This is a genomic window from Microbacterium sp. F51-2R (assembly GCF_052180235.1).
GTDB lineage: Bacteria > Actinomycetota > Actinomycetes > Actinomycetales > Microbacteriaceae > Microbacterium.
In genome coordinates this window covers 859,911-873,176 of sequence record NZ_CP197470.1, presented here as the reverse complement: position 1 = coordinate 873,176, position 13,266 = coordinate 859,911, and the positions used below count along the sequence as shown (strand labels likewise).

Sequence of the window (13,266 nt, the reverse complement as noted above, 5' to 3'; positions counted from 1 at the left end):
CCGCCCCGGTCTGGGGCCGGGAACTCCGTTGCCACCAAGTACCAGCCATCATCAAGGAGCACGATTTCGGCAGATTACACGGCAAACGAGCCCTGGCGGGTATCCATCGACCTCGCGAACACAACTGGGTCTCGTGAGGTCACGGGATCGACGCGCGCAGGAGCCACTGAACATCCCAGGCCGTTTCGACTGCCACTCGCTTCCTGTGGTTCGCGGGTGTTGTGGTTGCTGGCCGGCGCGTACGTTTCGTATCGGTGGGGGAAGTCGCTGCGTGCGAGCGTCGCTCCCTGGGTGACGACCGCGCAGGCGTGACACGCCGCGCGCACGATCTGAGGCGTGGGAATTTCCGCGAATCCTTGGCGCCGCTTTCGGCCCGCAGCTCTCAGCGACAGGGCACGCGGATCGGTGGCCCACCGTTCGTACCGTCCTGAACCCGCTTGCCTCAATCTGTCCGGCGGCGCACGAGACCAGAGTGCCCGTATACCCGGCGCGATGATCAGCCCGATGAGGGTGCGCTATTCGCGCGGCGGTGAGTCGCGGATCTGGTTGCGAGTCCCGTCCTCGATTAGCCTTAGACCAGTGTCACTTCAGACGGCCGTTGACATCCTGTGACGAGGTCCGCGCGGAGTGGCACGCAGGTGGCACGAGTTGAGAACCGCGCTGCAGAACCCGCGAGATTCCGAGCCAAACGGCTCAGTCGGCGAGAACTGGGACTTCTAGGAGCCCCGATACCGCCTCGCGCGATTGCGACGGCTGAGAGGCCCGGACCTGCACGATCACGCGCATCCGGGCCTCTTTTCTGCCTTCCTGCGGACGGAGCGAGGTCGATCTCTCGCACCTGAGAACGGCGAGAAGATGTGACGGCACGCGGTGCTGCGCGCGTCCGCCGCGGAGATCCCGGCAGGGTGCGGTGAATCGGGCGCATACTGTGCGTCATGAGCGCGGTCAGCATCGTCGTCGGCATCGCCTTCATTGCGGTCGCGCTGAATGACGTCTTCCATACGCTCCTCCGTCCGGCGTCGACGGGTCGACTGACCACGATCTTCTTCCGTGCGACCTGGTCGCTGTCGCGCCGCGGCCGCCGACTGACCGTGGGAGGACCGCTCACGGTCCTCGCCACCATCGCGATGTGGATCATCCTCATCGCGGTCGGGTGGGCGCTGGTCTATCTGCCTCACATCCGCGACGGCTTCGCTCACAGCGTGGACACCGCCCAGTACAACCCGTTCGTCGAGTCGCTCACCTATTCGATGGTGGCGCTGACAACCCTCGGACTCGGCGACGTGGTGCCGACCGATCCCGTGATCCGCGCCGTGTCACCGCTCGAGGCGCTCATGGGCTTCGCCCTGCTGTCGGCGTCGGTCTCGTGGTTCCTGCAGCTGTATCCCGCGCTCGCCCGGCGGCGGTCGGTGGCCATCGAGCTGACAGGTCTGCACGAGTCCGGGCTGGCAGCGCTCCCGTCGACGATCACGCCGGGGCATGCGACATCCCTCATCACATCCGTCGCACACGCTCTTGCGGAGCTCACCGCCGACCTCGTCCAGAACACCGAGATCTTCTACTTCACCGAGAGGGACGAGCGCTTGGCGGCGGCTCGCGCGATCGGTTACGCGATGGAGCTCCGCAACGCCGCCCTCAGCTCGGGGGACCCCGATGTCCGATCGGCGGGCACACTCCTGGAGAAGGCGATGGACGAACTCGCGCGCGTGCTCACCGACCAATACCCGTACGTGTCCGGTGAATCGACCGACGACGTGCTGCGCGCGGTCGCCGAGAGCCATGGCCACGACCTGACGTCCTGAGCAACGGGGACGTCTCCTGCGCCGCTTCGGGGAGCGACGCGGCGCGCCGTCAGCGCCCCGTCGACAGCCCGCTCTGAAGCATCCGGATCGTCGAGCCCAGAACACCTCGCGCCAACAGCCCGCCAGCAGCGAAGGGTCCTGCGGAGTCTTCTCCCACGGGTGGAAGGAGCCGGAGTGCATCGCGCACTTCGGCCGACATGTGCTCGAGCTGCCAGTCGAGTTCGGCGTCGACGCGCGTCGGATCGCTGATGCTCACCGCCCTCACCGCATACGCGGCAGCGCCGAGAGCGTGCGCCCCCATATGCCCGACACCGGAGGCCTGCGCGGCGGACCGAGCGGCTGCGACCGCGGCAGCGGACGTCACGGATGCCGCGGCCCGGCCCGCGATGAACCGGCGGCGAATCTGATCCGCCGTGTCGAGCTCGCCGCGCGAGTAGGCGCGCGCTCGGGCGATCGCGTCTCGCGGACGTTCATCGCTGGGGGCCTCCGCCTCGAACAGCGGCAACACGCGTTCGGCGCAGTCCGCGGCCCATGCTGCGACGATGCGACGCTCCTGTTCGCTGAGGGACTGGGGTGAGATCACAAGCGATGGTCGCATACGGCGCGGGCGGAGAGGCCCTCTCTCCGAGCAGCGCGTGCGAGAACGGCACCGTCACGCGCGGTCTCCGACGACCCCGGGCCCCAGGTCGCGGCACGCGAGCCCGAGCCGGGCCCCGAGTCGGTGGGGGTCAGACGGTGGTGAAGCCGCCGTCGATGAGATAGTTGCTGCCGGTGATCATGGCGGCGTCGTCGCTCGCGAGGAACGCGATGAGTGCGGCGACCTCTTCCCGCTGAGCGAATCGTCCGACCGGGATGTCGGCTTTCGCCTTCTCGCCCTTCTCTCCGGCCCATGCGGCCTTGCCGAGGCGGTCTCAACGACGGTGGGCGAGACGGCGTTGACGGTCACGCCATGGCGTGCCCGCTCCAGCGAAAGGACGTGGGTGAGCCCGACGACGGCGGCCTTGCTGGCGCAGTATGCCGCGTGCTGATCGAGGCCGACGACGGCGGCCTGCGAGGCGAGGTTGATGATGCGCCCGTAGCCCGCTTGGAGCATCACCCGGCCGGCGGCCTGGGCCATGTAGAACGTGCCGCTGAGATTGACGTCCAGAGTCAGCTGCCACCGGTCGGGGGTGACATCCACTGCGGGGTCCAGCAACGCGATCCCGGCGGAGTTGACGAGGATCTGCGGGATGCCGACAGTGTCCACGGTCTCGGCGATCGCCTCGGCCGCTGCGGCCGGGTCGGTGAGGTTCTTGACGATGCCGAGGTGGCCGGCCCCGGGAAGCTCCGCGATGAGTTCGCCGACACGTTCGTTCAGGTCGATGCCGACGATCCGGGCGCCGCGCTCGGCCAGGTGCTGAGCGACCGCGTATCCGATGCCGCTGGCGGCGCCCGTGACGACGGCGATCTTCCGGTCGAAGGACTGATTCATGACGTACGCCTCGTATTCTTCGATCGCGCGGACCTTCGCGGAGGAGGGGCTCTCCGGGTCGAGCATCCCGCCGACCTCCTCTCGCGCCAGTCGACGCGCGAAGCCCGATGCCGGCGACTCGGCCCCGGAGCACAGGACGTGGGCCTCGTGGGAGGGCACACTGCGGCGGAGGAGGAGTCGTGGCGGTGGCGGCGCGGATGACAGGCGCACCGAGGCTCAGGCTAGCGCGCCGCGGCAATCGTGAGCCCCGGGTTGACACGCCTCCCGGCGCGCGCCGGGCCCGCGAATTGCCACAAGATCGCGCAACTCGGTGCCGAGTTGCCACATCGAGTGGCAACTCGCGGCGGCGGGCCGGTTCGGCGGCGGCGAGCCGGGGCGGCGCCGGGGCGGCGGCGCCGGCAGGCGGCCGGGTTGGGCGGCGGGCCGGTTCGGCCGGGAGCCTGCGCCGGGCCCGCGAATTGCCACAAGATCGCGCAACTCGGCGCCGAGTTGCCACATCGAGTGGCAACTCGCTTCCGGGAGGACGTGCGGCCGGGGGTCGGCGCGGCGGCGGGCCGGCGGAGGGCCGGTTCGGCGGTCGCGCGTCCGGGTCAGCGGCGCGTCGAGACCGTGACGGTGAACTTCGCGTTGCGCGCGACCTGACGCGTCGAGCCGACGAGGCGCTCGAGCGCCGGACGGTAGCCGAGCGACGAGTTCCACACCGTCCACAGCTCGCCGCCGGGGCGCAGCACGCGCGCGGCCTCGGCGAACATCCGGGGCGCGATTGCCTCCGTCACGGCGGCGCCGACGTGGAACGGCGGGTTGAGCGCGATGAACGACGAGCTCGCGTCGGCGCGCGAGCGCAGCATGTCGTCGCGGACGACCTCGACCCGGTCCGAGACCCCGTTCGCCGCGGCCGTGGCACGGGCCGAGGCGACGGCGACGGCCGACTGATCGCACGCATACACGCGGAGCGACGGATGCCTCGTCGCGAGCGCCGCCGCGACGACGCCGGTGCCGCACGCGAGGTCGATCGCCTCGCCGTCTCGCGGCTCGGGCAGGTGCGCCAGGAGGAAGCGCGTGCCGATGTCGACGGATGCCCCGGCGAACGCTCCGCCGTAGGCGCACACGACGAGGCCGTCCTGGACCATCCGCGTCGGCGACGGATCCCGGCCGTCGTGCGGGCCTCGGGCGACGAGCACGCGCGACTTCTGCCGCGCGTGCGTCACGTCGACGCGGCCGAAGAACTCGCGGAGCACGTCGTTCATGGCCGGCGTCATGTGCTTGATCCGCCCGCCCGCGAACACGACGACGTCGGGCGCCGCGTGCGCGGCGATGAGTCCCGCGATGTCGCGGAGCGCGTCGAGCGACCGCGGCAGCCGCACCAGCACGACCCGCGCATCCCCGGCCAGCGGGCCCTCGAGGGGCAGAGAGGTGAACGTCCCCTGGAGACCGGCCTCCTCGGCGTTCGCGGCGAGGGCCTGCTCACCCGTGAGCGGGTCCTGGTGCACGCGGATCCCCGTCGCACCCGCCGCCGACGAGCCGAGGGTCAGCGCTCCGTAGCCGTCGCCGATCACGACGAGCCCGCCCGCCGCCACGTCGGCTCGCGCGGCGGCCGACTCGTCGAGGATCAGGCGGTCCGCGGCATCCGTCGCCGGAAGATCCGGCCCTTCCAGATCGGGCCGGCGACGCAGCGCGTCGAAGGAGAAGTCCACCCCGCCACGCTAGCCGCCGGCGCGCCGGGGGATCCCGTCCTCGAGCATCGACCTCGACAGCGCGGTCGAGCCCGCGACGGCGGCGGGCATCACGACGACGGCGCCGAACGGGATGAGGAAGAAGAGCTGCGTCGCGACGCCGAAGCCGAGCGCGCGGCCGCGGTGGCGGCGGAGGAGGCCGCGACGGACGTCGGCGGTCATGCCGCGCGCCGCGAACGATCGCGACGACAGCTCGTCGCCGAGGAGCCAGCCCGTCAGCAGCACGCCCGTGATGAATCCGAGCACGGTCCCGACGACGGGGATGAAGCCGACGAGCGCGGCGAGGAGGGCGACCAGGATGCCGCGGCCGATCAGAGAGACACCGTCGACCACCGATCGCCAGAACGGGGAGCCCTCATCGGGCACGGGTCCGCCGAGATCGCGCTCCACGGTGCGCCAGATGCGCTCGTAGAACGGCTCGCCGACGACGAGCGTCAAGGCCGTGAACGAGACGATGGCGATGAACAGGGCGCCGCCGAACACCGCGGCGCCGAAGCCGAACCGGAGGAAATCCCGCCAGAACGGCACCCACCCCTCGGCGAACGGCGTCGCCGCCGTCGTCAGCTGCGGGAGGAAGAAGCCGAGGGCGGTCAGGGCGCCGCCGAGCACGACCGCGACGATGGCCGCGGGCACGAGACCGAGCGCCATCGCGCCGGGGCGACGACGCCACCAGCCGAAGCCCCGGAAGAGGAAGCCCATGCCACGGAAGAACTCTCGCATCGCCCCGAGCCTACGAGCGCGGACGGCCGCGGCATCCGGGACTCGACGGGAGGCCGTCGATCGGGTATGCGCGCTCTCATCCGCACCGGGTGACGCCCCCGTGCCGATGCTTCTCGCGCCCGACGCCGGACCCTACGCTGATCCGCGAATCCTGAGTCTCGCCACGGCGGGCTCGCCCTCGCCCTCCAAGGAGAGACCCGCCATGAGTGAGCCCACGCAGCCGACTCCTCCCATCACGAAGCCCTCGCCGACCTCGCCGTCCTCGCCGTCCTCCCCCGAGCCCGCGAAGAGATCGGGCGTGGGCCTGGGAGCCCTCATCGGCGTCGGTGTCGCCGTCGTCGTGCTGTCGTTCCTCGCCGCCTTCCTCGGTTCGTCGCTTGCCCGGTCGCAAGAGGCCGCGCCCGCACCGACCGCGACAGCGGCCGTGGAGCAGAGCCCCGTCCCGACGCCGAAGTCGTCGGCTGAGGTCGAGGAGATCATCAAGGATGTGCTCCCGGCCGGTTCCGCCGTGCGCGCCGGCAAGGGAGCCCCGACCGAGGGCAAGGGTTACCAAGGAGACGTCTACATCGACGTCTCCACCGCCGACGTCTACGTCTTCCGCGACGGGCAATGGGTGCTCGCGGGCAACATCAAGCAGTCGGCGGCCGAGAACCTCACCGGCGCCCAGGGAGAGACGGGAGCGACCGGCGCCCAGGGCGAGCAGGGCGCCCAGGGCGAGGCGGGGACCCCCGGCACGCAGGTGCTGCTCGGCAGCGGCGAGCCGCAGGACGACACCTGCCAGACCGACGGCGACATCTACATCGACACCGCGAGCGTCCCGACCCAGTACTACTCGTGCGCGGCCGGCGCCTGGGTGCTCTCGACGAGCCCGACGCCGAGCCCCGAGCCGACTCCCGAGGGCTGAACCCATCTGTCCTCGCTACGATGAAGGGTCATGCCTGAGCGTCCGCCCTTCAGCCCGGTCATCGCGCTTCTCACCGTTTCGAGCGTGTGGGACGCGCAGCTCAACGCCGCGCTGAAAGACCTCGGCCTCACGACGCGCAAGTACGGACTGCTCGCGCACATCCACGCGACGCCGGGCATCTCGTTCTCGGAGCTCGCGCGGCGCTCGCAGATCACGGTGCAGACGGCGCACACCGCCGTGCGTACGCTGCAGGAGGAGGGTCTCGTGCAGGATGCCACGGCCCACGCGGGAGCGGCCTCCGACCTCCGGGCGACCGACAAGGGCGAGGCGGCGCTCGCCGAGGCCGACGCGCGGCTCGCGCGGCTCGACCGGTCGTTCGCCGAAGGCGCGGCGCGCCTGAGCGAGGCCCTGGAGGGCCTTCACACGGAGCCGTTCGGCGCGTGAGCGTATCGGCGGTCCGCGCGACGGGCACGGGCAGCGCGAAACAACGCAAGGGCGGCCCGCCCGGCGAGCGCCTCGCTGCCGCCCTCATGCTCGCGGGTGCGGTGGTCGCGATGGTGTGGGCCAACGCCCCGTTCGGCGCCACCTACGAGGAGTTCTGGTCGTTGCCGGTCGGGCTCTCGGTCGGAGGATGGAGCGCCACCTTCACGGTGCACTCCATCGTCAACGAGGGCCTCATGACGGCCTTCTTCTTCCTCGTGGGCCTCGAAGTCAAGCGGGAGCTGACGATCGGCGAGCTGACCGACCGCTCGCGCGCCGTGCTGCCGATCGCCGCCGCCGTCGCGGGGCTCGCTCTGCCGGCTGCCATCTTCGTGCTCTTCAACATCTCCAGCGGCGAGGCGGATGCCTGGGGCGTCGTCATCTCGACCGACACCGCCTTCCTCCTCGGCGCCCTCGCACTCATCGCGCCCCGCTACCCCTCGCGGCTGCGGATCTTCCTCCTGACCCTCGCGGTCGTCGACGACATCGGCGCTCTCCTCGCGATCGGCGTCTTCTACAACAGCGGCCTGGCGCCGCTGCCGTTCGTCATCGCGATCGCCCTCATGGTGCTGCTCGCGCTCGTTCGGTTCCTTCGCGTCGGCCGGGGCCTGTCGTACTTCCTCCTCGGCGGGGCGCTGTGGATCGCGCTCCTGCTCGCCGGCATCCACCCGACGCTCGCCGGCGTCGCCGTCGCGCTCCTCATCCCCGTCTTCCCGCCCCGCCGCGGCGACGTCGAGCGGGCCGCCGAGCTGACGCAGGCCTTCCGCGAGTCGCCGAACCCCGCGTACGCCGCCGCCGTCACGCGCAGTCTCCGCGACTCGCTCTCCATCAACGAGCGGGTCGACCAGGCATGGCGGCCGTACATCTCGTACGGGGTGCTGCCGATCTTCGCGATCGCGAACGCCGGTGTGCACCTCGATCTCCAGACGATTCAGGATGCCGTGGCCTCCCCGGTCGCGTGGGGCATCGTCGTCGCGCTCGTCGTCGGCAAGTTCGTCGGGATCACGGGGGCGACGGCGCTCCTGCAGGCGATGGGCAAGGGGCGGCTCGCGCCCGGGCTCGGCCTGAACCGCATCGCCGGGGGAGGCGCTCTCTCGGGCATCGGCTTCACGATCTCGCTCTTCCTCGTGCCGATCGCGATCTCCGACCCCGAGACGCAGAACATCGCGCGCGTGGCCGTGCTCACGGCATCCGTCCTCGCGTTCTTCGCCGGATGGCTCCTGCTCGTCGTGGGCGACCGCATCTGGCCGCCCCGGCCCGTGGGCGCCAAGCTCATGCGGCCGTTCGATCCCGAACGCGACCACTTCCGCGGCTCGGCGCAGGCGCGCCTCGAGATCGTCGAGTACGGCGACTTCGAGTGCCCGTTCTGCAGTCGTGCGACGGGGTCGATCGACACGGTGCTCGAGCACTTCGGCGACCGCGTGCGGTGGGTGTGGCGGCACTTCCCGCTCGACGCCCCGCATCCGCACGCGCAGGAGGCGGCCCAGGCCGCCGAGGCCGCAGCCCTCCAGGGGCGCTTCCTCGACATGGCAGTCACCCTCTTCGCCCACCAGGACCGGCTCGAGACGACGGATCTGTGCGACTACGCGCAGGAGCTGGGCCTTGACGCCGAGAGGTTCACGGAGGACTTCCGCTCGCCGCGCGTGCTGCGACGCATCCAGGACGACAGGCTGGATGCCGAGCTCATGGACCTCAGCGGCACGCCGACGTTCTTCGTCAACGGCCGCCGGCACATCGGGCCCTACGACTCGGCGAGCCTCATCCGAGCGCTGGAGGCGGCGCCGGGCGCCCCCGCCGGGGGCACGCCGGTCGCATTCGGGCGCTGATCCCTGAGCCGTCCGGGGCCGCCGAACCCGGCAGGGCCTTTCGAGGATCTTCTGCGCGGTCGGGAATACCCGCCCTCCACCGTCGTTGAACTTGACACGGCCAGACTCAAGTTTGGTCGCATCCCAGTTCACTGCAACGGAGACACAGGGGAATGCCCGAAGACTTCACACCTTCCACCGGCGACGCCGACGGCGCCGGCTCGTTCGACGAGTTCCTCGCCCGCTACCTCGCGGGTGAGCGCGCGCGGGCCGAACGGTCGATCGACCTCACCCGGTTCCTGAGCGCGCGCACGCAGGACGCCCTGCAGCGCGCCGGCCGCTTCGCGCTCGGCCGCGGTCAGCGGGAGCTCGACGCCCTCCACGTGCTGCGCGTCCTGATCGACGAAGACCCCGCGAACGGCGCGGTGCGCCGGATCGGCGCCGACCCGCGCGCCATCGCGCGTGCCGCCGAGGAGCGCCTGCCCGCCGCATCCGCCGCGCAGGACGCCGACGGTGCGCTCGTGACGCCGTCGGTCACGCGCGCGCTCTTCCACGCGTACCAGGTCGCGCGCTCGTCGGGTTCGACGTACATCGACCCGGAGCACCTCTTCTTCGCGCTCGTTCTCGCGCAGGACACCCCCGCAGGACGCCTCCTCGCCGAGGCCGGCGTGACCGCCGAAGCGCTGTCGGAGGGCGTGCGCGAGACGGTGAGGCCCGCGGGAGCGCCCACCGAGGACTCCGAGACGCAGGACGCGCAGACGCCCATGCTCGAGAAGTTCGGCACCGACCTCACGGCTCTCGCCGGCGAGGGCCGGCTCGACCCCGTCATCGGTCGCGCCGACGAGATCGAGCAGACGATCGAGATCCTCAGCCGCCGCACGAAGAACAACCCCGTCCTCGTGGGTGAGGCGGGTGTCGGCAAGACCGCGATCGTCGAAGGGCTCGCGCAGGCGATCGTCGACGGCGGCGTGCCCGAGCAGCTGCTCGGCAAGCGGGTCGTCTCGCTCGACCTCGCCGCGATGCTCTCCGGCACCCGCTACCGCGGCGACTTCGAGGAGCGCCTCACCGCGACGATGGACGAGGTCGCGTCGCTCGAGGGGGCCGTGATCCTCTTCGTGGACGAGATCCACACCGTCGTGGGCGCCGGCGGCGGCGGCGAGGGCGCGATGGATGCGAGCAACATCCTGAAGCCCCGCCTCGCTCGCGGCGAGCTGCACCTCGTGGGCGCGACGACGCTCAAGGAGTACCGCACGATCGAGAAGGACCCGGCGCTGGAGCGCCGCTTCCAGCCCGTGCGCGTGGGGGAGCCCTCGCTCGAAGACGCCGTGCTGATCCTGCAGGGGCTCAAGCCCGCGTACGAGGAGCACCACGGCGTGCGGTTCACGGATGCCGCGCTGCGCGCCGCCGTCGAGCTCAGCGACCGGTACCTCACCGAGCGCGTGCTGCCCGACAAGGCGATCGACCTCATCGACCAGGCGGGCGCGCGGCTGCGCCTCAAGCTCGGCGCGCTCGTCGACGTGTCGGCGCTGATCGAGCGCCTCGCCACGCTCGAGGCCGACAAGAACGCCGCCGTGTCGGCCGAGCACTACGAGGAGGCCTCCCGCATCCGCGACCAGATCGCCGCGGTGCAGGAGCGCCTCGACGAGGCGACGTCGCGCCGGGCCGGTGCGGGATCCCGCGGTGCTGCGGCGGGTTCGCGCGCGGTTTCCGACGGGGTTGGTGGGGACGGCGCGGGTGCGGCGGGTGCGGGTGCGCTCGGCGCGGCCGGCGACGGCGCGTGGGGCGAGGCGGTCGTCGACGAGCCCGAGATCGCAGCCGTCATCAGCCGGGCCACCGGCATCCCGGTCAACCGCCTCACCGAGACGGAGCGGGAGCGCCTCGCCTCGCTCGAGACCGAGCTGCACGCTCGCGTCATCGGGCAGGACGACGCGGTGACGGCCGTCGCGAAGGCCGTCCGCCGCAACCGCACGGGGATGGGCGACAGCCGTCGCCCCGTCGGCTCGTTCCTCTTCCTCGGTCCGACGGGCGTCGGCAAGACCGAGCTCGCCAAGGCGCTCGCGCAGTCGCTGTTCGACGACGAGGGCGCGGTCATCCGCTTCGATATGAGCGAGTTCGGCGAGCGGCACACGGTGTCGAGGCTCGTCGGCGCCCCTCCCGGATACGTCGGCTACGACGAGGCGGGGCAGCTCACCGAGCGCGTGCGCCGCAACCCCTACGCCGTCGTGCTCTTCGACGAGATCGAGAAGGCCCACCCCGACGTCTTCAACCTGCTGCTGCAGGTGCTCGACGACGGGCGGCTGACCGATGGCCAGGGTCGCACGGTGGACTTCCGCAACACGGTGGTCATCATGACCTCGAACCTCGGGTCGGAGTTTCTGGCCTCTCGCGCCGGAGCGATCGGCTTCATCGCCGACGGCGGTGGATCGACAGGGTTCGGGAGCGAGAAGGACCTCCGCGACCGCGTGTTCGGAAGGCTTCGCGAGGCGATGCGCCCCGAGTTCCTCAACCGGATCGACGAGATCGTGCTCTTCCGCAAGCTCGAGAAGGTGCAGCTGCGCGAGATCGTGAGGCTCGTGCTCGACCAGACGGCGGCGCGCCTGGCTCGCCGCGAGGCGCGGCTCGAGGTGAGCGATGCCGCGATCGACTGGCTCGCCGACAACGGCTACGAGCCCGAGTACGGCGCGAGGCCGCTCCGCCGCCTCGTGCAGCGCGAGGTCGACGACAAGATCGCCGGGCTGTTCGTCGACGGCTCGCTCGTCGACGGGGGAGCGGTGCGGGTGGATGCCGCCGACGCGGGCCTGCTCGTGAGCGCCGAGCTCGGGCGCGGGGAGGTCGCGGCCGCCGCGTAGGCGCCTGGCGCTCGGCGGTGGTGGGACTCCGACCCGCACGGGGGGAGGAGTCCGCTCGGGGGTAGGACGATGGCCCCCGGTTTCGTCCTACCTTCGCGCCATCTCCTCCCCCCGTGCGCCGTGGCGAGGTCGGCGGCCGAGGTCGGGCGGGCACGCGGCATCCGTTTCAGGGCGCATGCGTCGCCGGCGGTGACGGATGCCGCGAGCCCGGCCCGCCCGCAAGCGCAGGGCCGTTCGTCCCCGCGACGGCCGACGGGGGGAGGAGTCCGCGCGGGGGTAGGACGATGGCCCCCCGTTTCGTCGTACCTCCGCGCCATCTCCTACCACCGTGCGCCGTGGCGAGGTCGGCGGCCGGGGTGGGGTCGGGCACGCGGCATCCGTTTCAGGGCGCATGCGTCGCCGGCGGTGACGGATGCCGCGAGCCCGGCCCGCCCGCAAGCGCAGGGCCGTTCGTCCCCGCGACGGCCGACGGGGGGAGGAGTCCGCGCGGGGGTAGGACGATGGCCCCCCGTTTCGTCCTACCTCCGCGCCATCTCCTACCCCCGTGCGGGGCGGGGCGCGCCGTGCGGGGCGGGGCGCGCCGTGCGGGGCGGGGCGCGCCGTGCGGGGCGGGGCGCGCCGCACGGCCCGCAGCAGCACCCGCACCGACGAGGGGGTCAGGCGTGCAGCATCCGCTTCAGGGTGCGGGCGTTGCGCACGGCGTTGCCGCCGCCGTCGTTGTTGAAGTAGCCGTAGACCTCGTGGCCGTCGCGCTCCCATTCCCGGATGCGCTCGGCCCACCAGGCCAGGTCGTCGTCGGAGTACGAGCCGCCGTAGAGGTGGTCCGCGTCGGGACCGTGCCAGCGCACGTAGACCATCTTCGCCGTCGCGCGCAGGATGCAGGGCAGCCGCGCGCCGCTCATGACGCAGTACGCGGCACCGTGGCGTTCGAGGAGCGCGAAGACCGCGTCATCCGTCCATGAATCGTGCCGGAACTCGACCACCGGGCGCGTCCACGCGGGCAGGGCCCCGAGGAAGTAGTCGAGGCGGGCGTCGTCGCGTTCCATCGTCGGCGGAAGCTGCACGATGAGCGGCCCGCGCTTGCCGCGCAGCTCGTGAAGGCCCGCCGTGACCCGCTCGATCCACTGCTCGGGCTCGCGGAGGCGCCGCGCGTGCGTGAGTCCGCGCGGGGCCTTCACCGTCATCTCGAAGCCCTCGGGGAGCTTGTCGCGCCACGCCGCGAAGCGCGCGGGAGGCGGCCAGCGGTAGAAGCTCGCGTTCAGCTCGACGGTGTCGAACTCCCGCTGGTAGATCTCGAGCCAGCGTGCCTGCGGCGCGCTCGCGTAGAGGGCGCCCCGCCAGTGCGGGTAGCTCCATCCCGACGTCCCGATGCGCACCATGCCTCCACCTTGCGCCTGCGCGTGACGCCCCCGCGGGGGGTTGCAGGTTCGCTCCCGGGCGGCTACCTGCGCAGAATGCGCGACACGCCCGGGAGAACCGAAACACTGTGAAACGGAATTTCC

General features: G+C 71.7%; 10 protein-coding genes and 1 pseudogene. 5 read left to right on the top strand and 6 right to left on the bottom strand.

What is annotated here, in order from left to right:
- Positions 1-935: 935 nt before the first annotated feature.
- Positions 936-1,802, top strand: a complete 867-nt coding sequence (locus tag ACSBPH_RS04125) for a potassium channel family protein (RefSeq protein ID WP_442576339.1) — start codon at positions 936-938, stop codon at positions 1,800-1,802.
- A gap of 49 nt (positions 1,803-1,851) precedes the next feature.
- Here the strand turns inward: ACSBPH_RS04125 and ACSBPH_RS04120 are convergent, their stop codons facing one another.
- The 5 genes and pseudogenes from ACSBPH_RS04120 to ACSBPH_RS04100 all read right to left on the bottom strand — a co-directional run bounded on the left by ACSBPH_RS04120 (position 1,852) and on the right by ACSBPH_RS04100 (position 5,726).
- Positions 1,852-2,385, bottom strand: coding sequence for a putative immunity protein (locus tag ACSBPH_RS04120; RefSeq protein ID WP_442576338.1), 534 nt, complete (start codon positions 2,383-2,385; stop codon positions 1,852-1,854).
- Positions 2,386-2,530: 145 nt separating this feature from the next.
- Positions 2,531-2,656, bottom strand: coding sequence for an SDR family oxidoreductase (locus ACSBPH_RS04115; protein WP_442577239.1), 126 nt, complete (start codon positions 2,654-2,656; stop codon positions 2,531-2,533).
- A gap of 92 nt (positions 2,657-2,748) precedes the next feature.
- A pseudogene (locus tag ACSBPH_RS04110) lies at positions 2,749-3,273 on the bottom strand (SDR family NAD(P)-dependent oxidoreductase); the annotation flags it as partial.
- A gap of 590 nt (positions 3,274-3,863) precedes the next feature.
- Positions 3,864-4,967, bottom strand: coding sequence for a class I SAM-dependent methyltransferase (locus tag ACSBPH_RS04105; RefSeq protein WP_442576337.1), 1,104 nt, complete (start codon positions 4,965-4,967; stop codon positions 3,864-3,866).
- Between the two features lie 9 nt (positions 4,968-4,976).
- A complete protein-coding gene (locus ACSBPH_RS04100; RefSeq protein ID WP_442576336.1) occupies positions 4,977-5,726 on the bottom strand; it encodes an EI24 domain-containing protein in 750 nt (249 codons plus the stop codon).
- A gap of 202 nt (positions 5,727-5,928) precedes the next feature.
- Here ACSBPH_RS04100 and ACSBPH_RS04095 point away from each other — a divergent pair, with 202 nt between their 5' ends.
- The 4 genes from ACSBPH_RS04095 to ACSBPH_RS04080 all read left to right on the top strand — a co-directional run bounded on the left by ACSBPH_RS04095 (position 5,929) and on the right by ACSBPH_RS04080 (position 11,764).
- The gene (locus tag ACSBPH_RS04095; protein ID WP_442576335.1) at positions 5,929-6,630 is read left to right on the top strand and encodes a hypothetical protein; all 702 of its coding nucleotides are present in this window, start codon (positions 5,929-5,931) and stop codon (positions 6,628-6,630) included.
- A gap of 30 nt (positions 6,631-6,660) precedes the next feature.
- Positions 6,661-7,074, top strand: a complete 414-nt coding sequence (locus tag ACSBPH_RS04090; RefSeq protein WP_442576334.1) for a MarR family winged helix-turn-helix transcriptional regulator — start codon at positions 6,661-6,663, stop codon at positions 7,072-7,074.
- Positions 7,071-8,936 carry a Na+/H+ antiporter NhaA gene (gene nhaA, locus ACSBPH_RS04085; protein ID WP_442576333.1) on the top strand — a complete coding sequence of 622 codons (1,866 nt, stop codon included), beginning with the start codon at positions 7,071-7,073 and terminating at the stop codon, positions 8,934-8,936. The genes ACSBPH_RS04090 and nhaA overlap by 4 nt, the downstream gene beginning before the upstream one ends.
- Positions 8,937-9,088: 152 nt before the next feature.
- Positions 9,089-11,764 carry an ATP-dependent Clp protease ATP-binding subunit gene (locus ACSBPH_RS04080; protein WP_442576332.1) on the top strand — a complete coding sequence of 892 codons (2,676 nt, stop codon included), beginning with the start codon at positions 9,089-9,091 and terminating at the stop codon, positions 11,762-11,764.
- 656 nt (positions 11,765-12,420) lie between these two features.
- On the opposite strand, the gene ACSBPH_RS04075 is transcribed toward ACSBPH_RS04080, so the two are convergent.
- Positions 12,421-13,143, bottom strand: a complete 723-nt coding sequence (locus tag ACSBPH_RS04075) for a DUF72 domain-containing protein (RefSeq protein WP_442576331.1) — start codon at positions 13,141-13,143, stop codon at positions 12,421-12,423.
- Positions 13,144-13,266: the final 123 nt, after the last annotated feature.